At 57.1% G+C, this 25,600-nt stretch carries 22 protein-coding genes; 9 read left to right on the plus strand and 13 right to left on the minus strand.

From position 1 onward, the window contains the following. Positions 1-282: 282 nt before the first annotated feature. Genes sctS through sctW form a run of 9 tightly spaced genes read right to left on the minus strand, consistent with a single transcriptional unit; the run spans position 283 to position 8,802 of the window. A complete protein-coding gene (gene sctS, locus AB6T85_RS05965; protein WP_253454951.1) occupies positions 283-543 on the minus strand; it encodes a type III secretion system export apparatus subunit SctS in 261 nt (86 codons plus the stop codon). 7 nt (positions 544-550) lie between these two features. Next, complete coding sequence (gene sctR / locus AB6T85_RS05970; protein WP_125288530.1) at positions 551-1,204, minus strand: type III secretion system export apparatus subunit SctR; 654 nt, start codon at positions 1,202-1,204, stop codon at positions 551-553. Between the two features lie 4 nt (positions 1,205-1,208). Further along, positions 1,209-2,228 carry a FliM/FliN family flagellar motor switch protein gene (locus AB6T85_RS05975; RefSeq protein WP_369895003.1) on the minus strand — a complete coding sequence of 340 codons (1,020 nt, stop codon included), beginning with the start codon at positions 2,226-2,228 and terminating at the stop codon, positions 1,209-1,211. Next, positions 2,225-2,827: a type III secretion system HrpP C-terminal domain-containing protein gene (locus AB6T85_RS05980; protein WP_253454953.1), complete on the minus strand. Its 603-nt coding sequence runs from the start codon at positions 2,825-2,827 to the stop codon at positions 2,225-2,227. The genes AB6T85_RS05975 and AB6T85_RS05980 overlap by 4 nt, the downstream gene beginning before the upstream one ends. Continuing rightward, entirely contained in the window at positions 2,824-3,285 is a 462-nt protein-coding gene (locus AB6T85_RS05985; RefSeq protein WP_369895005.1) for a type III secretion protein, read from the minus strand. The genes AB6T85_RS05980 and AB6T85_RS05985 overlap by 4 nt, the downstream gene beginning before the upstream one ends. Then, entirely contained in the window at positions 3,269-4,612 is a 1,344-nt protein-coding gene (gene sctN / locus AB6T85_RS05990; protein WP_369895050.1) for a type III secretion system ATPase SctN, read from the minus strand. The genes AB6T85_RS05985 and sctN overlap by 17 nt, the downstream gene beginning before the upstream one ends. Positions 4,613-4,626: 14 nt before the next feature. After that, positions 4,627-5,523 carry an FHA domain-containing protein gene (locus AB6T85_RS05995; protein ID WP_369895007.1) on the minus strand — a complete coding sequence of 299 codons (897 nt, stop codon included), beginning with the start codon at positions 5,521-5,523 and terminating at the stop codon, positions 4,627-4,629. A 10-nt stretch (positions 5,524-5,533) separates the two neighbouring features. Beyond that, positions 5,534-7,642 (minus strand): type III secretion system export apparatus subunit SctV, encoded by a 2,109-nt coding sequence (gene sctV / locus AB6T85_RS06000; RefSeq protein ID WP_253454957.1) that lies wholly within the window; start codon positions 7,640-7,642, stop codon positions 5,534-5,536. Continuing rightward, positions 7,639-8,802 carry a type III secretion system gatekeeper subunit SctW gene (gene sctW, locus AB6T85_RS06005; RefSeq protein ID WP_369895009.1) on the minus strand — a complete coding sequence of 388 codons (1,164 nt, stop codon included), beginning with the start codon at positions 8,800-8,802 and terminating at the stop codon, positions 7,639-7,641. The genes sctV and sctW overlap by 4 nt, the downstream gene beginning before the upstream one ends. A gap of 281 nt (positions 8,803-9,083) precedes the next feature. Here sctW and AB6T85_RS06010 point away from each other — a divergent pair, with 281 nt between their 5' ends. From AB6T85_RS06010 to AB6T85_RS06020, 3 genes are all read left to right on the plus strand, one after another. Beyond that, positions 9,084-9,626: an RNA polymerase sigma factor gene (locus AB6T85_RS06010; RefSeq protein ID WP_253454959.1), complete on the plus strand. Its 543-nt coding sequence runs from the start codon at positions 9,084-9,086 to the stop codon at positions 9,624-9,626. A gap of 191 nt (positions 9,627-9,817) precedes the next feature. After that, positions 9,818-11,308 (plus strand): PAS domain-containing sensor histidine kinase, encoded by a 1,491-nt coding sequence (locus AB6T85_RS06015; RefSeq protein WP_253454960.1) that lies wholly within the window; start codon positions 9,818-9,820, stop codon positions 11,306-11,308. Further along, positions 11,305-11,946 (plus strand): response regulator, encoded by a 642-nt coding sequence (locus AB6T85_RS06020; RefSeq protein ID WP_253454961.1) that lies wholly within the window; start codon positions 11,305-11,307, stop codon positions 11,944-11,946. Before AB6T85_RS06015 ends, AB6T85_RS06020 begins: the two co-directional genes overlap by 4 nt. Here AB6T85_RS06020 and AB6T85_RS06025 read toward each other — a convergent pair. Next, positions 11,924-13,045, minus strand: a complete 1,122-nt coding sequence (locus AB6T85_RS06025) for a hypothetical protein (protein ID WP_369895012.1) — start codon at positions 13,043-13,045, stop codon at positions 11,924-11,926. The genes AB6T85_RS06020 and AB6T85_RS06025 overlap by 23 nt on opposite strands. A gap of 702 nt (positions 13,046-13,747) precedes the next feature. Here AB6T85_RS06025 and AB6T85_RS06030 point away from each other — a divergent pair. After that, positions 13,748-13,969, plus strand: coding sequence for a hypothetical protein (locus AB6T85_RS06030; protein WP_253454964.1), 222 nt, complete (start codon positions 13,748-13,750; stop codon positions 13,967-13,969). 448 nt (positions 13,970-14,417) lie between these two features. On the opposite strand, the gene gntT is transcribed toward AB6T85_RS06030, so the two are convergent. Further along, entirely contained in the window at positions 14,418-15,734 is a 1,317-nt protein-coding gene (gene gntT, locus AB6T85_RS06035) for a gluconate transporter (protein WP_125288516.1), read from the minus strand. A 1,249-nt stretch (positions 15,735-16,983) separates the two neighbouring features. On the opposite strand from gntT, the gene AB6T85_RS06040 reads away from it, so the two are divergent. The 5 genes from AB6T85_RS06040 (at position 16,984) to AB6T85_RS06060 (ending at position 21,738) form a co-directional block, all read left to right on the plus strand. Then, positions 16,984-18,408, plus strand: coding sequence for a cytochrome ubiquinol oxidase subunit I (locus AB6T85_RS06040; protein WP_125288515.1), 1,425 nt, complete (start codon positions 16,984-16,986; stop codon positions 18,406-18,408). A 1-nt stretch (position 18,409) separates the two neighbouring features. Continuing rightward, positions 18,410-19,417, plus strand: coding sequence for a cytochrome d ubiquinol oxidase subunit II (gene cydB / locus AB6T85_RS06045; protein WP_125288514.1), 1,008 nt, complete (start codon positions 18,410-18,412; stop codon positions 19,415-19,417). A gap of 22 nt (positions 19,418-19,439) precedes the next feature. Beyond that, positions 19,440-19,589, plus strand: coding sequence for a DUF2474 domain-containing protein (locus AB6T85_RS06050; RefSeq protein WP_125288513.1), 150 nt, complete (start codon positions 19,440-19,442; stop codon positions 19,587-19,589). Between the two features lie 216 nt (positions 19,590-19,805). Further along, positions 19,806-20,060, plus strand: a complete 255-nt coding sequence (locus AB6T85_RS06055; protein ID WP_125288512.1) for a CsbD family protein — start codon at positions 19,806-19,808, stop codon at positions 20,058-20,060. Between the two features lie 346 nt (positions 20,061-20,406). Beyond that, entirely contained in the window at positions 20,407-21,738 is a 1,332-nt protein-coding gene (locus AB6T85_RS06060; protein ID WP_301729855.1) for a carbohydrate porin, read from the plus strand. An 85-nt stretch (positions 21,739-21,823) separates the two neighbouring features. On the opposite strand, the gene AB6T85_RS06065 is transcribed toward AB6T85_RS06060, so the two are convergent. After that, positions 21,824-22,927: an ABC transporter substrate-binding protein gene (locus AB6T85_RS06065; protein WP_301729856.1), complete on the minus strand. Its 1,104-nt coding sequence runs from the start codon at positions 22,925-22,927 to the stop codon at positions 21,824-21,826. A 172-nt stretch (positions 22,928-23,099) separates the two neighbouring features. After that, complete coding sequence (locus AB6T85_RS06070) at positions 23,100-25,493, minus strand: glucose/quinate/shikimate family membrane-bound PQQ-dependent dehydrogenase (RefSeq protein WP_369895017.1); 2,394 nt, start codon at positions 25,491-25,493, stop codon at positions 23,100-23,102. Positions 25,494-25,600 lie beyond the last annotated feature (107 nt).

A 25,600-nucleotide genomic window follows, 5' to 3' on the forward strand; every position in this document is an offset into this window, starting at 1 on the left:
CTATCAGCCGGTTTTTATGACCGGCCAACATTAATGGCACGACGGTAAAAGGCAGCGGCAGTAAAATTTATGTTGATGGCGAGCTGCAACAGGCACTTACGAACACCTCATTTCCTGGCGGCGAAGCTGTCGCGGCACGCAAAATAACGGCTATGAAGTCGCTGACAGAGAAATTTACAGCGCCTGATTGCCAGAGCAGTCGCGTGAATAAACCTGTCCTTTACCCTGTAATAACAACCCGCCGATCCGGCGGGTTTATTTTTTTATAAAGCTAACTTCTGGTTAGTACTTCACGTTAGGCATCATGGCAAAGGCGCTTTGCGTGAGTTCGGTCAGCTCCACGCCGATCCAGCGGCCGGTCAGCGCCAGCGCGACGCCCACCGCCACCAGCTTAATGGCGAAAGGCAGCGTCTGATCCTGAAGCTGCATCACCGCCTGCAGCAGCGAGACGATGACGCCGACGATCACCGCCACGATCAGCGGCGGCGCGGAAAGGATCACCACCAGCAGCATCGCCTGGCGGAAAAGGGTCAGGATATCCATTTTTCCCTCACAGATAGCTGTAAAACAGGCCGTCGAGCAGCCGCGTCCAGCCGCTGACCAGCACGAACAGCAGAATTTTCAGCGGCAGCGAAATGGTCATGGGCGACACCATCTGCATCCCCAGCGCCAGCAGCACGTTGGAGACGATCAGATCCACCACGATAAAGGGAATAAAAATCAGAAAGCCGATCTTGAAGCCGTTTTGCAACTCCGACAAAACAAACGAGGGGATCAGCAGCAGCGGGCTGTCGTGAGATACCGTGGCCGACATCTCTTTTGGCCACATACGCTGCGCGTTTTCCTGTAGGTGGATCAAGATATCCGGGTCGGTATTCTTCACCATAAAACGCTTCAGCGGCTCCGCGCCGTTGCTGACCGTATAGTCGAGCCGCTCCGCGGACTGGGTGTCAATTGGCACCGTTTTTACCCGCTGGCTGATTTCGTTGAAAACCGGCGCCATCACAAACAGCGAGGCGGCCAGCGCAATGCCGTAAATCGCCATGTTGGGCGGCACCTGCTGCACGCCCATCGCGTTGCGGGTCAGCATCAGCACCATAGAGATTTTTAAAAAGCAGGTGCAGACAATCATTAAAATCGGCACCAGCGACAGCGCGCCAAGAAACAGCGCCAGCGTCATCGGGTTCAGCGATAAAGCATCCATGCGTCTACCGCGCCAGCGGGTTGTGGCCCGGCAGCATCTGGGTGATTTGCAGGCCAAGGCGGCCCTCCACGTCGACCAGTTCGCCTTTCGCTACCGCATAGTCGCCGTGGCAGAGCAGCGCTTCGCCGGGCGTCACGTTGTCGATCATCACCGTCGCGCCCGGAGCGAGGGCAGAGAGTTCTCCCAGCGTCAGCTGCAGCTGGCCGCAGCGTACCGACAGCGCCAGCGGCAGTACGGAGAAATCCGTGGCTTCCGTCGTCGATCCTTCGTCCCACTGGGGATCGGGAGTGATCGGCTGCTCAAACTCGTCAGGGGGCAAAGTCACGTCATCGTTCTCCATCTCGCTAAGATAAAAATGAGCCGTCGTACCGGGCGTTATCCGCAACTCTCCGTGCAGCAAACGCCCGGCGCAACGGATCGTTCCACGCCCGTCCGGGGCAAAAAAAGGCTGCGGCGGCAGCACCACATCACCGCGCTTCAGCGCGCCTGGCGACAGCTCGACTTCGCCGATAATCAGCGGCAAAGCCAGTGGTAAATCGGGCGGTAGCGGCATGGCTTCTCGCTGCCAGCCGGGTTTGCTCAGAAGACGCGACAGGGTGTCGGCTGAGAGCGCCAGCAGGCTGCGCGCCTCTCTGTCTCCCCATGCCAGCGTCATCACCAGCAGAAATTCGCCCGCTGCTTTTTCTTCCGTTACAGCTATGTGGCCGAACAACGCCAGAAGTTCGCCAGAAAGTTGACTTTGCCACCACGGCCAGTACCAGCTTTGTTCCGGCGCGGTCGCAGGCAGGGCAAAAGTAGGCGTGGCGGCCATCAGCGACAGCACCGCCTGCGCGTCGGTAAATGCCAGCGTGCCCGCTTCGCACTGCCAGACGCTCATTTCGCCGGGCTGATAGCCGTCAGCCAGCGCCAGACGCAGCACGCCCGCTTCACCGGCCAGCTGCCAGGGATAAAAACAGCCCGCGCCAATTTGCCCGCGCAGCCGCGCGGCCTGTTTACTGAGTTTTTTTAGCGACAGCCTGTTCATGCTTCCTGCTCCGACGAGCGTCGTTCGAAACGCAGCCGTACCTGACAGGCCATGCGCTGACGCAGCGACAGACGACAGCGCTCCTGATGCGGCAGCAGGACGCGCCAGGCGGCGGGCTGCAGCTGCAGGGCGATATCCCAACCGCCTGCGGCCAGCGCGGAAAAGCGGGCGTCGACGTGGCCCAGCTTCGGCAAGAGCAGCGTCAGCGTCATCTCAGCGGGCGGGCGCTGCTCCGTGGCAGCGAGCAGATCCGTTTCGATTTCCTGCCACATCGCCATCGCGGGCGGCGCGCCGTAAGCGCTGCTTTCATCCAGCTGCGCAAAGCCCTGCTGCTGAGAATCGGACTGGCTGAAAGGCGGCGGCGTAAACGGCCTCTCGCCCTCTTCCAGCAGTTCGCTGAACAATGCATCTTCTTCACGCGCGGGCTTGCGCGGCTCGCGGCGTAGCGCAACCTTTTCACCGTCGTCGGCAGGCTTCTCTTTACGCTGCGCGATGCGCGCTTCGCCGCGCTGCTCCCTGTGGCGTTCCGTTGTCTGGCGCTGGAGATCGTGCTGCTGTTGCAGCCGCGCCGCCTGTCTCTGTGCGGAAAGGGTAATCATTCGCTTACCTCCTGCTGTAGTAAAAATTCCAGTTTCTCCACATCGCGCTGTCGCTGCCGCGTCTCCTGACGCGCCGCCTCGACGCGCTGCTGCTGATCATGCTGAGCCTGGGTCAGTTCGTGCAGCTTCAGCTGTCCGCTGTGCACCTTTTTCAGCGCCTGCTGCTCCTGTTCGAGGGCGCGTTCCAGCAGATAGCTGGCCTGACGCACGCCGCAGTTTTGCGCCGTGAAACCCGCTCTCAGCTGCTGATAGCCCTGCCGCCGCTCGTTCAGCTGTTCGCCAGCCCGATCTGTTTGCGTCTCCAGCTGGCGCAGCGTCTGCTCCTGCTCGCGCTGCTGTCTTTCACTGCGGTTGAGCCGCTGACGACGGATCGGCAGCAGCAGATCCAGCGTGCGCCGCAGCTCAACGGCGGCGACGTCGGCAACCGGCTCCGGTTCCGGATTAACGTGACGGCGCATAGCGGCTCACCTCTGACAGCTGAAAACAGGTCTGCTCGAAGCCGGACGGCGCGCGCATCGCCTGTTGCAGATAGCCGTTGATGGCGTCCTGCGCCTCTACCGCCGCATCCGTCAGGCTGTCGTTGCCCGGCTGGTATTCGCCCAGCCGGATCAGCATTTCCACCTGCTGCCAGGCCGCCATCAGCTGGCGCACGGCGGTCGCCTCTTTAATCTGCTGGCGCGCCACCACGTTGCTCATGGTGCGGCTGAGGCTGGCAAGAATGTCGATAGCCGGATAATGACCGCGCTCCGCCAGCTTGCGCGTCAGCACGATATGGCCGTCAATCAGCGAGCGCACCTCGTCCGCGACCGGATCGTTCATCGAATCCTGTTCAATCAGCACCGAATAGAGCGCGGTGATCGCGCCGGTAGTGGTTTGTCCGGCGCGTTCAAGCAGGGTTGGCAGCAGCGTATAGACCGAGGGCGGCAGGCCGCCACGTCCCGGCGGTTCGCCGAGCGCCAGGCCGATTTCACGCTGCGCGCGGGCGAAACGGGTCAGGGAGTCCAGGATCAGCAGCACGCTTTTGCCCTGGTCGCGAAAGGCTTCGGCGATGGCGGTGGCGGTAAAAGCCGCGCGGGCGCGCTCCATGCTGCTGCGATCGGACGTGGCGCACAGCAGCACCGTACGGCTGCGCAGCTCGCTATCCAGCTCATGGTCAAGAAACTCACGCAGTTCGCGGCCGCGCTCGCCTATCAGACCAAACACGATCACGTCGCACGGCGTATTGCGCGCCAGTTCGGCCAGCAGCGTGGTTTTGCCGCAGCCTGCACCCGCGAAAATACCCACGCGCTGGCCGACGCCCAGCGTCAGCAGCCCGTCGATGGCGCGCATCCCGGTCGGCAACGGCGTGTCGATCCTGGGTCGGGCCGTTGGCGGCGGCGCATCGCCCAGCACCGGTTTGACATTGTCCGCTTCGCCCGGCAACGCAAACGCGCTGACGCTGCCCGCTTCAATCGGGCGACCAAAGCCGTCCAGCACGCTGCCCAGCAACTGCTCCGACACGCGGATGCTGTGCGGCAGAAACAGCGGCGTCACGCGGGCGCCCTGGGCGATGCCGTCCAGCTGGCCTAAGGCGGAAAGCAGCGTGTGCTGAGGGTTGAATCCCACCACTTCCGCCAGCACCCGCGTGTTGTTTTTGCCCTCAATCTGGCAGAGATCGCCAATGCGGGCGCCCGGCAGGCTGCTCTCCAGCAGAATGCCACTGATGCCGGTAATACGCCCGTAAATAGCCACCGGCGAGAAGCGCGCCAGCCGCTGCTGATGGGCGGTAAACCAGTCGTCAAGCAGAGGAAAATCAGACTTCACCAGTTCACCTTTATCTGTTCCCGACCGGCGAATTCAACTTCGCTGGAGGTGATCGCCACCAGCCGCAAATCGCCAACCTGATCGCCGACAAACAGCCGTTCGCCGGCGTCCGTCACCACGTTAGCCCGCTTGCCGGTGGTGATCTGCACGATGCGGAAAGGCAGCTTCGCGCTGCGCAGTCGCGTATGGTTAACCAGCTGTGGCAGCACGTTATACTGCGCCTGAAAGCGCGTCAGCATCCTGTCGAGGATCTGTAACCGCTCTTTGCTCAGCTCGCCGTTCAGGATCAGCCGTCCTTTATCCATATCGATTTTCACCCCCGGCGTCAGGCCTCGCTCCCGCAGCATCGCCAGCAGCGGCGGCCGCACCTCCTGTAAGGTTTCCAGCATTTTACGGCTGGAAGGCGTGGTGGCGGTCTGCGCCACGGTGGGCTGAAGGATCCAGCTGATAATCGTGAAGCTCAGCAGCAGGATCAGACTGACCGACAGCACCTGAATACCGCGAGAAAAAAGGCGCGAAGGCGCGGGCGCGGAGGCAGCAACCGGTGCGGCGACGGCCGCAGGTGCAACGGGCAGCGGCGCCGCGCGCATCGCTTCCCAGGGCTGCTCCGCCGGCGCCAGACAGAGCCAGACCTCGCCCAGCGCAAAAGGCGTATCGGGCGACAGCGGATCCAGCAGCGTCAGCGGCTTGCCCTCCGCCTGACGCACCTGGCCTTCAATGCCGTGCAGCTGCCAGCGCTCGTCTTCAAAACACAGCGCGGCGTGCTGAGAAGCCACGCCGTCGTCAGTTAATTGCAGATCGGCCTCTTCGCTGTGGCCCAGCGTCCAGCGCCCGCCGCTGACCGGCAATGCCGCTCCCTGATGGCGGCCCGTGAGTACGCGTAGCTCAAACATAATCCGCTCCTCAGGCATCGAAAGCGTCGATGCCCTCCTCCAGTTCAAGACGACCGACAACGTTAATCGCCAGGTTGGTTTGCAGCTCGGCAAACGACAGCACCGGCACCTGATGGAACTCATCCTGAATCAAACCGCGCAGCGGACTGCGCAGATCCTGCGCCACCAGCAGCACCGCCAACGCCGACTGTTCTGGCATAAAGGCGCTGCGCAACTGGGTCAGGATGGCCATCGTTTGTTCCTGCGTCAGCGCAAAAAAGACCTCGTTCTGCGTCTGGCGCAGCGCGTCGCGCAGCTGCTCTTCCATCTCCGGCGTCAGCAGCCAGACGTGCAGACCATCATCCTGCGCGTACTGATAACAGATGTGTTCTTTCAGCGAGATACGCACCAGATCGGTCAGCAGACTGATATCCCGCTCATGCTGACCGTGTTCGATCAGCGCTTCGGCAATGGCGCGCACCGAGCGCAGCGGGATGCGTTCCGCCACCAGGTTTTGCAGCACGTTAGAGAAACGCGCGATCGGCATCACCCGCTGGAGCTCCTGCGCCAGCTCGGGCTGTTCGCTCTCCAGCCAGCCCATCAGCGCGCGCGTCTCCTGCAGACCGATAAAGTTGGGCGCGCTGGCGTGGATGGCGTTTTCCATCCTTTTCATCAGCAGTTCGTGAAAACCCCAGCGCGGCACGTTTTCGTCCTGGAGCACCGCGTGATCGGCGGGCAGCCACAGCAGCGTCGTTTCTCTTCTGGCTTCCGTGCCGGGCTGCACGCCCTCCTGCGCCGCCAACGCTTCATGTTCGTGGCGGCTGACGGCAGGCGTCGTTACGCCAAAAGTGCCGATAACGCGCGGGATCTCGTAGACCGAATAGCGAAACTCATCGGCGGGCTGCTGCTCCTGAAACTCGATATCAAAAGCGGGCAGCGTAAAGCCGTAGTTATAAACGATGCTGTTGCGCAGGCGACGGATAGCCTGCACCAGCTCCAGCGTTTCCGCCGTGCCGCGCGCGTTGGCCGGAAATTGCAGCAGGTAGGGCCGCGTGGGGTTGAACTGGCGTAAATCTTCCGTGCCGTTCAGCTCGGGCGGGATCACCTCGTTTTCCATCTGCGGCTGGCTGGCTACCAGCTCTCTTTTTGTGCGCCACACCTGAAAACTGCCCGAGGCCAGCGTCAGCAGCGCCAGCACCACAAAGACGCCGGTCGGCATCCCCGGCAGCAGCGCAAAGCCGAACATGCCGATGGAGGAAAAAATCCAGGCTTTAGGCTGGCTGGTGAGCTGCTCCGCAATTTCCCGACCGATATTGTTATCCATGCTGCTGTCGCCGTCGGACGAAACGCGGGTGATAATCATCCCGGCCGTCAGCGAGATCAGCAGCGCCGGGATCTGCGCAATCAGGCCGTCGCCGATAGTCAGCACCGAATAGGTGTGCATCGCATCGCCTGCCGGCATTCCCAGCTGCATTACGCCGATGCTGAAACCGCCGATCAGGTTAATAAAGAGGATAACTAACCCGGCGATCGCATCGCCTTTTACAAACTTCATTGCGCCATCCATTGCGCCGAACAGCTGGCTCTCTTTCGCCAGATCGACACGTTTACGTTTGGCGGTATTCACATCGATGATGCCCGCGCGCAAATCGCTGTCGATCGACATCTGCTTGCCTGGCATCGCGTCCAGCGTAAAGCGTGCGGCCACCTCCGCCACCCTTTCCGACCCTTTGGTGATCACCAGGAAGTTCACCACGGTCAGGATCAGGAACATCACCATCCCCACCGCAAGGTTGCCGCCGACCACGAAGGTGCCGAAAGCGGCCACGATATGGCCCGCGTCCTGCTGTACCAGGATCTGTCGCGTGGTGGAAATCGACAGCGCCAGCCGGAACATGGTGGTCAGCAGCAGCACCGCCGGAAAGCTGGAAAACGCCAGCGGCTTGGGCAGATACATCGCCAGCACCACCAGCAGCGAAGAGAGACAGATATTGACGGCAATCAGCGCATCGATCAGCCCCAGCGGCAGCGGAATAATCAGCATAAACACGATCGCCAGCGCAAACATCGCGCCGATGATCTCGGAGCGCTGCATGGCCGCCAGCGCGATGCGGTTGAGGATCAAAAACAGGTTGTTCATACCGCTCCCTGACTTCCCGCGCGGTTCTGGTCATTGATAAGTTTGGTGATGGTAGCGCGCAGCAGCGTCGCTGCTTCCGGCTGATTTTTCTGGTCCCGCCACAGCTTCGGCGGCATATCGTTGACCAGCGGCAGCAGCCCGTTAAGAAAGCGCATCCGCGCCTGCGGCTGTTCGACCTCAAACTCTTTCACGATGGCGGTGATATCGCGCGGCTGTAGCCCCATCTCCGCGATGCCCAGCAGACGTCGGGTCATCGCCAGGCCGTCGAGCGCAGAGAGCGGAATTTTCCCGCCGCTGCGTAGCCGGTTAAGCAGTTTGTCGCTGTGAGCGATCATTTGCGTCAGCTGCCCCGCCTCGCTCAGGGCAACATGGATTTTGTGCAGCGAGCGCGAAGAGAGCGAAGGCGTCAGCGAGGCAATATCCTCCGCCAGCGCGCGCTGTAGAGTACGCAGTCCTGGTACAAACTGCTCACGGCCAAAACGCTCCAGCAGGCTGTCCAGCATTACCGCCGCCGACTGATGCTTAACGATGCCGTGATAGTAGAGATGACGTATCGCCTGCTTTTCCGTGGGATCGGTGGTAAAGCTGGCGATGGCCGAGGCCGTATTCAGCCCGGCCCTTACGCTTTCGCCGTACTGCTCGTCGAGTTTGTTCAGCGCCTCGCCAGCGGCGTTGGCGGTCGCAATATCGCCGCTGCGATCGGCTTCGCGCAGCGTCATCCGCAGCAGCAGATCGCAGCGCGCCGGATCGTTGTCTACAGAGGCCACGAGCTGCTCCGCATCCGGCTCCCGCCCCAGTACCCCTTTCAGGGCACCAAGCCGCGCCTCCAGCTTCTCCTGCTGTTCGTCGTCCAACATCTGGTAGAGTTCGCCAAGCCGCTCGATGCGCTCTACCGCGCCGCGATTGCTGCGTAGATGCTGGGTATTGATCTGCCGACGGTTCAGTCCCTTGGTTTTTTTTTCTACCTTTTCGCTGAACATCATGCCGATCTCTTCCAGCGAATCGGTCAGCGAGGCTGCCGCCAGAGGGGTGTTTACCGGTCTTGCCCGAACCTCCGGGCCAGTGCCCGTGCCCGTTGCTGCCGGACGCGGTATATCCTGCTTTAACACCGTTTTGGCCAGCGCCTGTTGATACTGAAGAGAAGATTGGACTTTTATCATCCCGGCCCCAAAGGTTGATTTCGCGATGGGATTAAGTGGTAAAAAAACGAAGCCGGTTCCCCAATAAATAAAAGTAAAAAAAAGACGACCAGCTGAAACTTTCAACCTCCGTTATTAGTGTAAAAACTTGCACAACTCTTTTTGCTTTTTTGTCGCTATTTGTCTCAGATGATTCTTAGTTAATTCAGAACAACCGCGCTATGACTGCTATTTCATCTTTTTTTTGGCCTGGCACACCCTTTGCAATAACAACGTATCTGAATAATGCCAGGAGCAAAAAAATGTTAACTGCCACGCCAATTGAAATGTCTTTTACCCCGGAAGCCCCGGTCGCCGTTTTATGGCAGGAAATTCTTTGCCAGCAAAATCGCAAGCTGCATAATTTTATTCGCAAGCGTGTTTCAAATCGGGAAGACGTGGAGGACATTGCGCAAATGACCTGTGTGGAAGTGCTGCGCAACAGCCATAAATTTTTAGGCGCGTCGCGGCCGGAAACCTGGCTTTTTGGCATCGCCGCCAATCTGATCCGCAACTACTACAAAACGCACCAGAACCGTTTCCTCTTTGACAGCATCAACGAAGACAACGTGCTGGAGCTGATTCAGGAATGCGATCCCAGCGATATTATCGCTAACGATCAGCTACTCAGCGTAATGGCCGCGTCGATCGATCGCCTGCCGGAAGAGACGCGGCGGATGCTGACGATCCTGGTGGAGCGCAACGGGAGCTACCAGGACGTGGCAACCTCGCTGAATATCCCTTTAGGCACGGTAAAATCGCGCCTGTCGCGCGTGCGTGAATCGCTGAAAAGCACGATAAGCTGAGGAACAGGATTTTTGCAGGCTGATGCGCGTAATAATTAATTATTTGCGATCCGTCACCATTTTCAGAGTCAGGTTAATGGCCTCCTGACAGAATATTTGCTGTACTGAGTCAGTTAAAAAATTTTCTGAGCTGCACGATAAGCTGTAATAATTTATGCTTATTATCCCTTTTTCATTAAACAGAGAGAGAAATGCTTTCGTCTGAGATATTTAGCCTTAACGTGAGTAAAGAGCCTTATAATGGCCGCGCCATTCTGCCCGACTTCGCGCTTGACCGCGTTAACGACGCCATCTATTTGGTGCGTCAGGATGCCCAACTGGCTTATATCAATAATAAAGCCTGCGAAATGCTCGGTTATAATTACCAGGCGCTTATTCGATTAAGCTATTCCGATATTGAAGGCGAACTGCAGGATCCCGACGTCGCCGCGCTGTGGTGGAAACTGAGCCTGCGGCCGGAAGGCATCCGCTTTACCTCGCAGCACCGTATGCATAACGGCGAAATTATCCCGGTCGAGGTTAACTCCAGCGCCTGGGAGCACGAGGGCGAAATGCTGGTGCTGTGCGTGGTGCGCGACGTGCGCGAGCTGAAGCAGCGCACGGAGCGCTATTTGCAGCAGGAGCAGCAGTTTCGCTCGCTGGTGGAAAACTCGCCGGATCTGATCGCCCGCTTCGATACCGATCTGCGCTGCCTCTATGCTAATCCGCGCGTGCTTGATTTAATCGGCTGTAGCGAAGAGAAAGCGCGCGGCTGGCGGCTTACCGACAGCATTCCGTTTGATGAGCCTGGTATGCAGCTGTTTCGCCTGGTTTCCAATACGCTGGCAAGCGGCGAAAAGAGCGAATCGGAACTGGAGGCGCGCTTTGGCGAACGCGCGATGGTGCTGCACGTGCGCTGCGTACCGGAATACGATTTGAAAGGCGAAGTGGTGACAATCCTGGCCGTGGGCCGCGATATCACACGCCTGCGGGAAGTGGAAAACGAAGTGCGCGCCGCGCATCATCAGCTGCGCCTTCTTGCCAGTAATCAGCAGGAGCGCACCGAGCAGGAGCGCAAGCATATCGCGCGGGAGATCCATGACGAGCTGGGCCAGCATTTAACCAGCCTGCGCGCCGGGCTGTCGGTTATCGGCATGCAAAGCAAAAATCCCGCTCGCGTTTCCAGCCAGGTGGATTACCTGATGACGCTGATCGACAGCACCATCCAGGTGGTGCGCGACGTCTCCACGCGGCTGCGCCCCAATATGCTGAACATGGGGCTGATGCCCGCGCTGGAGTGGCTGCGCGACGAGTTTGTCAAAAACGGCGGCTGTAGCTGTATGCTGATCGTCCCGGAAGGCAAGCCGGTAGCGCTCTCCGACCAGGTGGTGACCACGGTGTTCCGCATCGTGCAGGAGTCGCTTACCAATATTTCCCGTCACGCCCGCGCCAGTAAGGTATCTATTATCGTCCAGACCACCCGCGACGCGCTGGTGATCCAGGTACGCGATAACGGCCGCGGTTTCCAGATGCACTCCGTGCGTCACGACGCCTTCGGGCTTTTAGGGATTAAAGAGCGTGTGGATATGCTGAATGGTCAGGTGACCATCACCAGCCGTCCCGGCGAAGGCACGCAGCTGGAACTGACCCTTCCTTTAAAAAACCAGGCCTATTTTCCGTCAGCAACCAGGGATGCAGGATGAATGATGTCATAAGATTAGTGATCGCCGACGATCACGCCCTGATGCGTGAAGGGCTGAAACAGATATTTGCGCTCGACGACCATATCACCGTCGTGGGCGAGGCTGGCGACGGCGGTCAGGTACTGGAAAGGCTGCGTCTTGGCGGCCTCGATCTGCTGCTGCTGGATATCTCTATGCCCGGCATCAGCGGCGAAGATTTAATTAACCGTATCCGCTCGCAGTATGAAGATCTGCCTATTCTTGTGCTGAGCATGTTTAACGAACCGCAGATCGCCCGTCGCGTGCTGAACTGCGGCGCGGGCGGCTACATCACCAAGGACAAAAATCCGGATGCGCTGCTGGCGGCGATCCGCAGCGTGGCGCGCGGATCGCGCTATATCGACCATGATCTGGCGCAGGAAATCGTCTTTGCCGAATACCAGAACGGCAACCGCGCGCTGCACGAAACGCTGACGACCCGCGAACGCCAGATCCTGCTGATGCTGGCGCACGGCGAAACCATCAACGCCATTGCCGAAGCCCTGGCAATCAGTAATAAAACCGTCAGCACCTATAAGTCGCGCATGATGGAGAAAATGCAGTTCAGCAGCAACGCCGATATCGTCAGATACGCGATCAGCCACCGCCTGGTGCAGTAACTTCGGGCGTTTTGACCTCCGTTTCTTCCACGGGCGGCGTCTCTGCCGCCTGTGGTTTCTCCGGCTGCCAGGCGCGGTGGTGGCGCTTGCTGACCAGGAAAATCGGCGTGGCGATAAACAGCAGCAGGCTGCCCGCCATACCGCAAACCAGCAGGCTGATGCCGCCCGGCCAGCCCGCGCCGGAAGTTAATCCGGCCACGACCAATGCCAGGATAAAGAAGAAGGAAAGCGTCAGGCTGACCGGCCAGATATTGGTAATATCCATATCGCTGAGCGCCATTTTCACCGGTTTCACCGCGCGCTTCTCGGCCTCTTTCTCTGCCCGGATCCTGCCTTTTACCGCTTCCAGATCGATACCCGGCGCAATAAAATCGCCCAGCTGCTGTGGATGATGCAGCTCGTCAAAGACGCGCGCGACGGGCGGGAAGGTCAGCGGCCAGCTGGCGCTGTGCACGCCGTAGGCGGTCAGCGCGGGCAAGGTAATGCGCGGCAGCTGCACGGGTTGCAGATAGCGGTTGTTGTAAACCACCCAGCTCTGGCGCGTTTCACCCCGCATAACGTGATAAAGTCGAAAGCGATCCGCCGGCGGGTAATGCAGATGACTGACGCGCGCGCGTATCGAAGGAATATGATGGTAGCGACAGTAGTTGACCCGACCCTGTCCCTGTGCGGCCAGCAGTACGCCCAGCGCAGGTAAAAAATACCAGGAGGTACCATCCGCCGCGAACGGGCCATTAAGATGCTCAAGAAACCTTGCTTCGCTGCTGCCGTTCAGATGTTCAGGCCACCAGCGCCAGCTGCGGCCAATTACGCGTTCGGTCGGCACGTTAAATACGCCCATCGGCTCCGTTTCCGCAGGCAGAATGGCAAAAGGAAAAATCTTGCTGAAAAAGGTCAGCGCGTCATCCGCCCCATCCCATTCACCGCCTGCTTCCAGGCCATGCAGATTCGAGGTCAGCTCCGCCCAGCCGTTTTTACCCAGCAAATCGACCTGATATTTGGTATCCGCCAGCCTTTTACCCAGCCGCAGAATCGACGACGGAATGCCGTCCAGCGGCAGATCGGGCACCTGGAAAGCGATGTCTGTTTGTTCTTCCATACTGCAATAATCCCCAAAGGCGAGCGCCCGCCCATTCGGTCAGATAATAAAAAGAAGCCGCAAGGCTGAATATAAAAAGCTGCGCCAGCGGCCGACGGCAGCCACGCCAAAAAATTTGACTTAAGTTAAAAAGTTGCGACAATTCAAAAGATTATACGTACCAGCCTTGTTATCTGGCAACCAATGAAATAACCCGCGACAAGAAAAAGGATGAGGTTCGCCGCGCCAGGAAAATAGTCGTTAAAAAAGAAAAGGTAAGCATAGACGGTTAATCCACAATTAAAGTAGCAGAATAATGAAAGGGAGCGATTCGGCAGAATAACTACGCTTAAGTTAAATTGGCGGTAACAATAACTTTTGTTTTTTTGCCACGTCGGCCGATGCTTTCTGATAGCCAGACGAGCTGATGCGGCTCGCAAATCACGCCAGCCTTGTTTCATGCATTTTCATTATTTTATGCGCCGTTATCCAAAACTAAAAAGCGATACCCTTCTGCGGCCAAAAAGCGCCTGTTCGTTATTGACGGAAAAAATGAGAGGCATAAAGTTGATCCGCACCGCAGCAAAACGGCACTGGCCTGAAACATCAGCGCGGCAGCACTCAGGAGAAGCAAAACGACAAGGTGAGGCAGCATGGTAAACGCGAATCATCCCAGCTCGCGGGCCGGTCGTTTCAGCAGGAAGCAACGCAAAAGGAGAAGGCATGCAAGTCAAAATCGCAAAACTTGAATCTGACGTGGATAACATCAAAAACCATATCAGCGATATCAGAACGGACCTGCGGGAGATGCGTTACGATATCGACAAATTAAACATCAATCTGCGTCTGGAAATGAAATCCGACTTTCGGCTGATGTTTGCTGCGCTTATTACCTCGGTGCTGGGGCTGGCGGCGCTGATGGCGAAAGGGTTTTACTGGTTTTAAACCGGCATAGGGCAAACCGGCGCAGCCGTTGCGCTTACGCCAGGCCTACCGCAACCCTACGTACAGCATCACAACCTTTATCGCTCTGCTTCAGGCTGGCCGCCACTCTCTTACCGCAATGCCACAGTCAGAGGGCAGAAAGGGCTGAGCGGATAAGCGGACCGTTTGGCGCATGGACGCGCCAACCGAGCCTCCAGGGAAGGATTCACGGCGTGTCCGTGTTCCGATCTGCCCTTGCTGCTTTACATCAGGCTGGCCGCCACTCTCTTACCGCAATGCCACAGTCAGAGGGCAGAAAGGGCTGAGCGGATAAGCGGACCGTTTGGCGCACGGACGCGCCAACCGAGCCTCCAGGGAAGGATTCACGGCGTGTCCGTGTTCCGATCTGCCCTTTCTGCCTTACATCAGGCTTGCCGCGACTTCTACTCCGCAGCTAAATTAAAAATGCTTAAAGCGCCATCTGTAACAGCAGGCAGCCTGCCAGCCCACATACCGCAATAATTGTTTCCAGCACTGACCAGGAGCGCAGCGTCTCCCCGATGCTCAGGTTAAAGTACTCTTTAAACAGCCAAAAACCCGGATCGTTAACGTGCGAGAAAATCACGCTGCCGGATCCCACCGCAATCACCATCAGCTCCGGGCTGACGCCCGTGGTGACAATAATCGGCGCCACAATCCCGCCTGCGGTGATCGCCGCAACCGTGGCCGACCCCAGCGCCAGACGCAGCGCGGCGGCAATAGACCATGCCATCAAAATAGGCGATACCGAACTGCCCTCCATCAGGCTGGCGATATATTTATCCACGCCGCTGTCGACCAGAACCTGCTTAAAGGCACCGCCGCCGCCGATAATCAGCAGCATCATGGCGATGATTTTAATGGAATCGCCCAGCGTGTCCGTAATTTGCTCCATGGTGCGGCCACGATTCAGCCCAAACGTAAAGATGGCAATCAGCACCGCAATCAGGGTGGCCATAATCGGATCGCCGAAAAACTCCGCGTACGGCAGCAATACATGCCCTTTTGGCAGCACCATCTCCGCCACCGCGCGCACCGCCATCAGCACTACCGGCACCAGCGCCGTCCAGACGCTGACTGCAAACGTCGGCATCTCCGCTTCGCTAAAGCTCTTCGGGTTATACAACCCCTGCGGCACCGGCTTATCAATGCCTTTTAAAAAGCGTGCAAATACCGGCCCGGCCAGGATTACCGTCGGGATCCCCAGCAGCGTGCCGTACAGCAGCGTTTTGCCCATATCGGCATGAAACAGCGTTGCTATAGCCGTGGGGCCTGGGTGCGGCGGCAGAAACCCGTGCGTCACCGAAAGCGAGGCCGCCATCGGCACGCCAACAAACAGCAACGGCACGCGGGCCGCCGCCGCGATCGACAATACCAGCGGCAGCAGCAGCACAAAGCCAACTTCGTAAAACAGCGCGAAGCCGACGGTAAAGCCAGTCAGCACCACCGCCCACTGAATGTGATCCTTGCCAAACTTATTGATAAGCGTAGTGGCGATGCGCTGCGCGCCGCCGCAGTCCGCCAGCAGCTTCCCCAGCATTGCGCCAAATCCCATAATCAGCGCCAGACTGCCCAGCGTACCGCCAACGCCGGCTTTTATTGAGGTAATAACTTTATTGACGGGCATTCCCTGCATAACGCCCACCGCCAGCGCCACGAGGATCAGGGCGATAAAACCGTTCAGCTTGAAACGAACCATCAGCAACAGCAGCAGCGCTACGCCGATGACGACAAAGAGTATTGGCATGATGTTTCTCCGGCAGCCTGTGGGCCGCTTCTGTTTTTCTGCCAGATGCGGCAGGCATAAGTAGGGAACAACAGACAGGTAGTGACCTGCTGCTGGCATGTTAACGGTAACATGGCGCAACTAAAATGGGCTGCCGCAGAGGAATTTACAATTTGAGATGAAGATCAAACTTTTGTTACTACCGTTTTTTACGTAACGATAACAACTTTGAGGAGTAACCAGCCTGACTGCAAGGCCAACCCTGTTTTAAACAGCGGTCTGCCTTTTAATCAACAAGCCAATACCGGCAACGCCAAAAAGAGCGCAAAAGCTGACTCAATCAGACGCCGCACACAGGTAAGTTTGGGCGGCTATAGCGGTTTGGAAAAGCGGCGTATGGCTGCCGAATACCGCCCGGCACAGAAACCTACTCATAACGTCAGCAGCTAAAGCCAGCGAGGGCGCCTGCCCTGCCGTATCGCCACGCTCATCATGGCCAGATTGTTTGGACCGACGCTAAGGAAGCCAGATACATCGGTAATAATGTTAACAATATGGCCGTCATCCTCCTGTCCCTGTGGCAAATCCATACACATACTTTTTAGTCCGCCAACTTGACCTGCAACAAGCAAATTTGACTTAAAGCCAAAGATAATGTAACAAAATGATTCTGTATGCATCGAAATGCGTTTTTCTGGTTTAACATTTACATTGCTTTGCGTAACGATGATTGCTTTCGGGAACTATCAGCCCGGTGGTAACAATCATTCACGCAATTTTTAAACCTCAGAAATCCTAATGGCAACATAAAGATAACATTAGCTTCTGTAGGGGCGTTAATCGGCAGTTTAATTTCCAATTTGTGCGCTTATTCGCAGGATTGATATTCTGTTAAGTTTCTGTGCTACGCGCTATTATAAAAAAAAGATAAGTTTCTTTTTTTATTGGCTCACCCGTCCACAGGCGTCAAAACGCAATGAAAACGTTTTCACGCGCTGAAAAGCACATTATTTTTACAAAAATGTAGCAAGAGGTAATTATAGTTTAACAATAGGAGTCAATAATTTAACGCAGCGGTGAAACAATTCATCGCAAAGATCCATGCTGTTATATCTGAGATTCCTATTACTGTTGCTACTCCTTCTCCCGATTTGGTCTCAGGATCAAACTTCGTTGAAATAACCGCATAAACAGGGACTGCACTGCAGCTCTATTGTTAACGTGCGGTAAATAAAAAAGAAAGGCAGTTTATGTTAGATCGAGGTCAGCAATGTTTGGATTAGATGCGTTCCACCTGGCGAGGATACAGTTCGCGTTTACCGTTTCCTTCCATATTATCTTCCCGGCTATCACCATCGGGCTCGCCAGCTTCCTGGCGGTGCTGGAAGGTCTGTGGCTGAAAACGAAAAACGAAGATTATCGCGACCTGTACCACTTCTGGTCGAAAATCTTCGCCGTCAACTTTGGTATGGGCGTGGTGTCCGGCCTGGTGATGGCGTATCAGTTCGGCACCAACTGGAGCGGCTTCTCGCAGTTTGCGGGCAGCATCACCGGTCCGCTGCTGACCTACGAAGTGCTTACCGCATTCTTCCTGGAAGCCGGCTTCCTGGGCGTGATGCTGTTTGGCTGGAACCGCGTGGGGCCGGGCCTGCACTTCTTCGCGACCTGCATGGTAGCGCTGGGCACCATCATCTCTACTTTCTGGATCCTCGCCTCTAACAGCTGGATGCAGACGCCGCAGGGCTATGCCATTCAGGATGGGCTGGTGGTGCCGGTAGACTGGTTTAAGATTGTCTTTAACCCGTCCTTCCCGTTCCGCCTGCTGCATATGTCCACCGCGGCTTTCCTGGCGAGCGCCTTCTTTGTTGGCTCTTCCGCTGCCTGGCATTTGCTGCGCAAAAACGACACGCCGGCAATTCGCAAAATGCTCTCTATGGCATTGTGGATGGCGCTGATCGTATCGCCAATCCAGGCGGTGCTGGGCGATGCCCACGGTTTGAATACGCTTGAGCATCAGCCGGCAAAAATCGCGGCGATTGAAGGCCACTGGGAAAACCCGCCGGGCGAACCTACCCCGCTGATCCTGTTCGGTATCCCGGATATGGAGCAGGAAAAAACCAAATACGCGCTGGAAATTCCTTACCTGGGCAGCCTGATCCTGACGCACAGCCTGGACAAGCAGGTGCCGGCGCTGAAGACCTTCCCGAAAGAGGATCGTCCTGACTCGCTGATCGTGTTCTGGTCATTCCGCGTGATGGCCGGCCTGGGCATGCTGATGATTACCCTGGGCGTGGTCAGCCTGTGGCTGCGTTATCGCAAACGCCTGTACACCTCGCGTCCTTTCCTGTGGTTCGCGCTGCTGATGGGCCCTTCCGGTCTGATCGCGCTGCTGGCGGGCTGGTTCACCACCGAGATTGGTCGTCAGCCGTGGGTGGTTTATGGCCTGCTGCGTACCAAAGACGCGGTATCGGCGCACGGCGAGATGCATATGAGCATCAGCCTGCTCGCCTTTATCCTGGTCTATATGTCGGTGTTCGGCGTGGGCTATATCTACCTGTTTAACCTGATCAAAAAAGGACCGAAACAGGGCGAAGGCCACGATGAACCTGAAGGCGGCCCTGGCACACGTCATACTCAGGCGCGTCCTCTGTCTGCCGTGAAAGAAAAGTTAAACGCGCCGGAAAAGGATAAATAACGTGGGCATTGATACTTCTATTATCTGGTTCACCATCATCGTCTTCTCGACGCTGATGTACATCGTGATGGACGGATTCGATCTGGGTATCGGTATTCTGTTTCCGTTCAATAAAGATGCCGCCGAGCGCGACATGATGGTCAATACCGTCGCGCCAGTGTGGGACGGCAACGAAACCTGGCTGGTACTGGGCGGCGCGGCGCTGTATGGCGCCTTCCCGCTGGCCTATGCGGTGATCCTGGATGCGCTTTCCGTGCCGCTGACCCTGATGCTGATTGGTCTGATCTTCCGCGGCGTGGCGTTTGAGTTCCGCTTTAAGGCAACCGAAGTGCACCGTCCGTTCTGGGACAAGTCCTTTATCGTGGGCTCGTTCCTGGCGACCTTCAGCCAGGGCGTGGTGCTGGGCACCTTTATCAACGGTTTTGAAGTAACTAACCGTGCCTACAGCGGCCCTGAGCTGCTGTGGCTGACGCCATTCTCGCTGTTCTGTGGTCTGGGTCTGGTCGTGGCGTACGCGCTGCTGGGCAGCACCTGGCTGATTATGAAAACCGAGAACGAGCTGCATCGCAAAATGACCGCGATCACTAAGCCCCTGCTGCTGGTGCTGCTGGCGATTATCGCTATCGTCAGCGTCTGGACGCCGCTGGAGCACGCCGACATTATGCATCGTTGGTTTACGCTGCCTAACCTGTTCTGGTTCCTGCCGGTACCGGTACTGGTGCTGCTGGCTTCCATCGCGCTGTTGCGCGCGCTGAAGCGTCATGCGCACTACTCGCCGTTCCTGCTGACGCTGGCGCTGGTTTTCCTGGGCTTTACCGGTCTGGGCATCAGCGTGTGGCCAAACATTATTCCGCCACACATCACCATCTGGATGGCGGCGTCGCCACCGCAGAGCCAGGGCTTTATGCTGGTTGGCGGGCTGCTGATTATCCCGGTTATTCTGTTCTACACCTTCTGGAGCTACTACGTGTTCCGCGGGAAGATCAAACCGGACGAGCATTACCATTAATTACGGCTTATCGGAGGATAGTATGGTTGAAACTCAGCAGGCGCCTAAGCTTCCGGTGTGGAAACGCATCCTGTGGCTGGCCGTCATTTATGCAGGCAGCGTGCTGGCGCTTGGCGTTGTCGCGACACTGTTTCGCTTTATGATGACCGCAGCTGGCATGAAGTCTCACTGATACTCTGATTGCCGGTTGTTTGAAAGCCCACGTCCGCGTGGGCTTTTTTTATGCCTGGCGTACTTAAAGCGCGTAAGGCCAGGAACTATCCGAGCCTTTTACCGCTTTTTCTTTACATCATTCATAAATTTACACACAACCGCAGCGGCAAGCCTTCACTGATGGTCTATGCTTTAATTTCTCATGAGGAAATCATGTCATCAAGAAGGAGGCACTATGAGTCTACTAGATAAAGCTAACGATAAAGCCGAAGAAGCGCTGGGCAAAGGCCAGGAGCAGTTTGGTAAGGCCGCCGAGTCTCCGGAGCATGAGTTCAAAGGCAAGGTTCGTCAGGGCGCAGCCAAAGCTTCTTATGCCGTTGACGATGCGCTGGACTGCGTGAAGACCAAAACGCAGGATTCCCCTTTCGTTTCGCTGGCGATTGCCGCGGGCGTGGGCTTCCTTGCCGCGAAGATTTTCGGTCGCCGCTAGTCGCGTAACGTTACTGCATCAGGGCCGGTTATCCGGCCCTTTTTTTTGCCCGTCATTCGTCGTTTTGTCCGTTTTCCCCCCCGCCCTCGCCCGCACAGGCCCTGCAAACCGTGATCCATGCCGCTTTTTTGGCAAAACCCGGACTTATTCAGCACTATTTATAACAATAAAATTCCGAATTAGTGCTTTCATTCTGCCGCACAGGCCATCGCTCCCGCCTTTAGCCAGCCGTTTCCTCCTTACAGTACGCATTGTGCCGGAGATAATGCTGATAAAAGCATGATGGCCGCGACCGCGTTTCCGCTTGTGGAAGCGCAGCGCTATCACTAAAACAGGGTTTCCCAATATGAAAAGCGAATCCACCTTGAAAAGAACAGTGGCGTTCTGTGGTGTTGGATTACTGCTGGCCTCCGGCCAGGCGCTGGCGGACTACGCGCCGCTCAGCATCGACTCGCCTTACGCCTTTGGCGACTGGGGCGGCAACCGTAGCCAGCTTGAGCAGGACGGCGTGCAGTTTCAGGTGAACTACACCATGGAATCCGCCAGCAATTTCTCCGGCGGCTATAACCAGTCCACGTCGGCACGCTATACCGATCAGTGGGGCTTCGGCACCACGCTGGACCTGGAAAAACTGCTGAACTGGACCGATACCCAATTTCAGGCAACCATCACCAGCCGTAACGGCCAGAACCTGACGGATTATATCAACGATCCGCGCTCCGGCGGCCTGTCATCGGTGCAGGAAGTCTGGGGACGTGGACAAACCTGGCGTCTGACGCAGTTCTGGATCAACAAAGGCTTCTTTGACCACACGGTGGAAGTGAAAGCGGGTCGCGTAACCGTGGGTGAAGACTTCGACAGCTGGCCAAGCAAGTTCCAGAACCTGGCGTTCGGCGGCGGTCAGGCGGGCAACTGGCGTGGCGATCGCTGGTATAACTGGCCGGTTTCCCAGTGGGGCGGCCGCGTGAAGTTCAACTTTACGCCGGAAGTCTTCCTGCAGGTCGGCTTCTATAACCAGACGCCTTCCAACTACGACACCGGCAACGGCTTCCGCCTTGACGGCAGCCCTACCGAAGGCAATCTGGTACCGGTCGAGCTGGGCTGGCAGCCGACGCTGGGCGCGGATAAGCTGCAGGGCAACTACCGCGCGGGCTTCTACTACTCTTCGGTAAAAGGCGACAACTACAGCTCTTACAGCAACGGTCAATACGGCGAGGATAACCACTCTTACGGCGGCTACCTGCTGTTACAACAGCAGCTGTTCGCGATGGGCGGCGATAACAAGCGCGGCCTGAGCATTGTGGCCCAGGGCGTAATGAACGATCACAAGACCTCGAAAACCGACAATTACCAGTCGCTGGCGCTGGTCTGGACCGGGCCGTTTGACTCCCGTACGGAAGATGAAATCGGTATCGGCGCGGCGCGTATTCACGTCAATGACGACTACAGCAAAATGCTGCGTCAGACCAACCGGGAAAACGGCGTGAACGATTACGATAATCCAACTTATCTGCCGATCCAGAGCGGTTCGGAATATAACTACGAGATTTATTACAACGCGCATGTCACTAACTGGATGAACCTGCGTCCTAACCTGCAATACGTTGCTTCGCCGGGTGCAGTCAGTGAAGTGAAAGACGCCTTTGTTGGCGGCATTACCGCAACCATCAACTTCTGATGGTGTTCAGGCGGGCTTTACGGCCCGCTTTTTTTCCCCGCAATGCCTCTTCCCTTACGTTATCAATCCACACAAACGCCGTCGTTTACTGCTGCGCATAGCTGAGGGTGACGGGCGCATCAGGCAATTTAGTAAAGCGGGTAATAATCTGGTGGAAATCGGCGGTGGGATCCAGCTTGCTGAACGCCTGTGGATAAAGATCGCGCGCCAGAATTTCCATCCCGATAATGTTATACGGGTGATTGTAGAAATGATGGTAAATCCCGTACACCCTGCCCTGCTGCACCGGCGTAATCTGCTGAAGTCCGCTGCGGTTGACCAGCGTGGTAAAGGTCGTTTTTACCTCCTGCGGCAACACGTTATAGCCAAACGGCAGCACGTTTTTATTCGGCCGTTTCGAGCCTGTCATAATATAAACGTCCGGTTTCATGGCGATAATTTTCTCCAGCGCGACGAAGCCTGAAGCCCCGGGCAGCAGCGCCGAGCCGATGTTTTTACCGCCAACGGCTTCTACCAGACCGCCCCAGCCGTTATGGCCGTGCGTAAAGCAGCAGCTGTCCGAGTTGCCCGCTATCGGTTCAATAAAGACCGTAGGTTTTTTAGCGATCTGCCCAATGGTTTGCTGCATGGCATCAAAACGCTGGTGATAAAAATCCGTATAAGCCTTCGCGCGCGGCTCCTGGTTCAGCACCTTGCCCAGCAGCGTGATGCTGTTGGCAGTGTTCTGCGCCGGGTGCAGTTCATAATCGATAAACATGACCGGGATATGCAGGCGCTGCAGCGTATCCAGCACGCCAGTTTGCTTTAATGCCGCTTTGGCGCGCAGCTGAGCGATCATCAGATCCGGCTGCTGTGCCACCACGCTTTCCAGATTCACCTGTCCCTGGTCATTAAAGCCCATATCAATGATCTTAGCTGCATCCGGCCAGGTTTTACTGAGCAGCGCCCAGGTCTGCGGATCCTGCTTTTTCGGCAAGTTATTCCAGGCTACGACGCGATGAAAAGGGTTCTCCCGATCAAGCAAGGCCAGCGCCATGATGTCACGACCGTCCTGCAGGATGACATGCTGCGGTTCTTTGGCCAGGGTAATGTTTTGATTATCCATATCGGTAATCTGTAGCGGATAGGTAGTCGCGGCGGCGCCCGCAGACACAGCCAGGGAAGCCAGTAACAGCCAGCGGCGGATCATTGCATCTCTCCTTTAAAAATAAGCGAGGCTGACTATACCGATAATCATTCTGCATTGCTTCTCTTTCGGCGGCGCTCCTGTTGGGCAGGCTTTGCGCCCTGTCGCCAGCCTATAAAAAAAGGGCAGCCCGAAGGCCGCCCTTGTTATCCGTCAGAAGCCAGCGGCTTCGGACTTATTTTTTCGCATCGTCCGGCAGCGCATAGGCAACGATATAGTCGCCCAGCTTGGTGCCGAAGGAGCCGTGACCACCTGCCGCGATCAGCACGTACTGCTTGCCGTTCACTTCATAGGTCATTGGGGTTGCCTGGCCGCCAGCTGGCAGACGCGCTTCCCACAGTTTTTCGCCGTTGGTGACGTTGAACGCACGCAGATAGTTATCCGCCGTTGCGCCGATAAACATCACGTTACCCGCCGTAGAGATTGGGCCGCCCAGCATAGGCATACCCATTTTGAACGGCAGCGGCACCGGCGAGCTGTCACGAACGGTACCGATGCGTTTTTTCCACACGATATCGTTGGTTTTCAGGTCAACCGCAGAGATGTAGCCCCATGCTGGCTGCTTACAAGGGAAGCCCAGCGGAGACAGGAACGGGTTCAGGGTCACGCCGTACGGCACGCCGTACTGCGGCTGAACGCCAGTCTCGCTGCCGCTGCCGCCTTTGTCGTTCTCATCCGGCCACATTGGGTTGTTTGGACCACGTGGGATCAGACGGGAAACGAACGGCAGCGCCATTGGGTTGGTAATGGCAATCTGACGATCGGTATTAACTGAAATACCGCCCCATTCGAACATGCCCAGGTTACCCGGGAATACCAGGGTGCCCTGCTCTGACGGTGGCGTGAACGGGCCTTCATAACGCAGGCTGTGGAACATCACGCGGCAGATCAGCTGATCGTAAATCGTCGCGCCCCACATGTCCGCGCCGGACAGCTTGTCTTTTGGACGGTAGGTCAGCTCAGAGAAGTGCTGAGTAGGAGACAGACGGTCGCCTTTTGCCGGGCCCTGAGGCACTGGCGTTTCTGGCGCAGGAACGACTTCTTTACCGCTACGACGATCCAGAACGAAGATATCACCGGTTTTGGTTGGTACATAGATAACCGGAACGGTGCTGCCGTCTTTAACGGTAATGTCCGCCAGCGTCGGCTGGGCCGGCACATCCATATCCCACAGATCGTGGTGAACGGTCTGGTAGAACCAGGCCACTTTACCGGTGGTCGCATTCAGCGCCAGCATACCCGTCGCGTAACGCTCCATTTCTGGCGTGCGGTTACCGCCCCAGATATCCGGCGTAGCTACGCCAATTGGCAGGTAAACCAGATCCAGTTTGGCATCGTAAGCAGCAGGCGCCCACGAGTTAGGTGAGTTAGCCACATAGTGCTGCTCGCCTTCCGGCACCACGTTCGGATCTTTCGCGCCCGGATCGAATGCCCACAGCAGTTTACCCGTGTTGACATCGAAACCACGCACCACGCCAGAAGGCTCTTTGGTGGAGTAGTTATCGGTTACCGCACCGGCCACAACGATAGTGGTATCGGTAACGATTGGCGGAGAAGTCGGTTCGTAAGCACCAGCACGCGCGTTAGGCATGTTCTGCTGCAGGTTCAGCTTGCCGTTTTCACCGAATTCCGGACACAGCGCGCCGGTTTCCGCATCCAGTGCGTACAGGTGACCATCGTTCACCGGCAGGATAATGCGACGTGCGCACAGCGCAGGCTTGCCGCCAGCCGGCACATCGGCCGCCGCCGGGGTTTCATGATAGGAAACGCCACGGCAGGTTACGTGCTGGAAGGAAGGATCGGTTTTCAGCTGCGGATCGAATTTCCACTTCTCTTTACCGGTAGCCGCATCCAGCGCAAACAGGATCTGGTGAGGCGTACACAGGTACAGGGAATCACCGATTTTAATCGGGGTGACTTCGTCAGTCATTTCGCCCGGATCGGTTGGGCGCTTCATATCGCCGGTACGGAAGGTCCACGCTTCTTTCAGCTGGCCAACGTTTTTATCGTTGATCTGCGTCAGCGGCGAATAGCGAGTGCCGGCCTGGGTACGACCGTAAGCAGGCCAGTCGCCGGCAGCGATGCCGTCAGCCGATTTTTCAGCGTTCGCGGCCTGTTCCGTGCTGAGCGAGCCGTTGATTTCCTGCGGATCGTTGAACACCGCGTAAGCCAGGGCGATAACCGTAACCACCAGCACCGCGCTCAGCGCGCCGCGTGCCGCTTTGCCCTGAGACAATCCACGGTAAACGAAAGGCAGCACCAGCCACAGGCCGAGGAAGAAGGTCACGTCCAGACGCGGCGTCAGCGCCCAGAAGTCTGAGCCTACTTCCCACAACGACCAGATAAGCGTTGCCAGCAGGAATACCGCATACAGCATCAGCGCTGAAGAACGGCGACGGAACAGCAGCCAGGCAACAACCAGTTCAACCACACCCGCGATGATGTAGTAGAACGAGCCGCCGAGTTTGGCCAGCCAGATACCGCCAATCAGCAGGTATAACCCGCTGAGTGCGGCAAATACAGCCGTAAGGATCACGAGAGTCCGTGATAACGGTGCTTTACTTTGCATAGTATGGACCTTACCAAAATTTAACGTCTTCGATTAGGCAGCAGCCCAATCGTAAAAAAACACCCGGTTACATACAGCTTATCCATCCCGGTGCTTTGAACCTGCCG

Source organism: Erwinia aeris, from assembly GCF_041224955.1.
Lineage (GTDB): Bacteria > Pseudomonadota > Gammaproteobacteria > Enterobacterales > Enterobacteriaceae > Erwinia > Erwinia aeris.

Coding starts and splice junctions, on each gene's coding strand:
- AB6T85_RS06030 (WP_253454964.1), top strand. CDS start 13,748: ATGCAAGTCAAAATCGCAAAACTTGAATCTGACGTGGATAACATCAAA.
- AB6T85_RS06015 (WP_253454960.1), top strand. CDS start 9,818: ATGCTTTCGTCTGAGATATTTAGCCTTAACGTGAGTAAAGAGCCTTAT.
- AB6T85_RS05985 (WP_369895005.1), bottom strand. CDS start 3,285: ATGCGCCGTCACGTTAATCCGGAACCGGAGCCGGTTGCCGACGTCGCC.
- sctS (WP_253454951.1), bottom strand. CDS start 543: ATGGATATCCTGACCCTTTTCCGCCAGGCGATGCTGCTGGTGGTGATC.
- AB6T85_RS06010 (WP_253454959.1), top strand. CDS start 9,084: ATGTTAACTGCCACGCCAATTGAAATGTCTTTTACCCCGGAAGCCCCG.
- AB6T85_RS06050 (WP_125288513.1), top strand. CDS start 19,440: ATGGTTGAAACTCAGCAGGCGCCTAAGCTTCCGGTGTGGAAACGCATC.
- AB6T85_RS05975 (WP_369895003.1), bottom strand. CDS start 2,228: ATGAACAGGCTGTCGCTAAAAAAACTCAGTAAACAGGCCGCGCGGCTG.
- sctV (WP_253454957.1), bottom strand. CDS start 7,642: ATGAACAACCTGTTTTTGATCCTCAACCGCATCGCGCTGGCGGCCATG.
- AB6T85_RS06040 (WP_125288515.1), top strand. CDS start 16,984: ATGTTTGGATTAGATGCGTTCCACCTGGCGAGGATACAGTTCGCGTTT.
- AB6T85_RS05980 (WP_253454953.1), bottom strand. CDS start 2,827: ATGATTACCCTTTCCGCACAGAGACAGGCGGCGCGGCTGCAACAGCAG.
- AB6T85_RS06055 (WP_125288512.1), top strand. CDS start 19,806: ATGAGTCTACTAGATAAAGCTAACGATAAAGCCGAAGAAGCGCTGGGC.
- AB6T85_RS06020 (WP_253454961.1), top strand. CDS start 11,305: ATGAATGATGTCATAAGATTAGTGATCGCCGACGATCACGCCCTGATG.
- AB6T85_RS06025 (WP_369895012.1), bottom strand. CDS start 13,045: ATGGAAGAACAAACAGACATCGCTTTCCAGGTGCCCGATCTGCCGCTG.
- gntT (WP_125288516.1), bottom strand. CDS start 15,734: ATGCCAATACTCTTTGTCGTCATCGGCGTAGCGCTGCTGCTGTTGCTG.
- sctW (WP_369895009.1), bottom strand. CDS start 8,802: ATGATAAAAGTCCAATCTTCTCTTCAGTATCAACAGGCGCTGGCCAAA.
- AB6T85_RS06065 (WP_301729856.1), bottom strand. CDS start 22,927: ATGATCCGCCGCTGGCTGTTACTGGCTTCCCTGGCTGTGTCTGCGGGC.
- AB6T85_RS05995 (WP_369895007.1), bottom strand. CDS start 5,523: ATGTTTGAGCTACGCGTACTCACGGGCCGCCATCAGGGAGCGGCATTG.
- AB6T85_RS06060 (WP_301729855.1), top strand. CDS start 20,407: ATGAAAAGCGAATCCACCTTGAAAAGAACAGTGGCGTTCTGTGGTGTT.
- sctR (WP_125288530.1), bottom strand. CDS start 1,204: ATGGATGCTTTATCGCTGAACCCGATGACGCTGGCGCTGTTTCTTGGC.
- AB6T85_RS06070 (WP_369895017.1), bottom strand. CDS start 25,493: ATGCAAAGTAAAGCACCGTTATCACGGACTCTCGTGATCCTTACGGCT.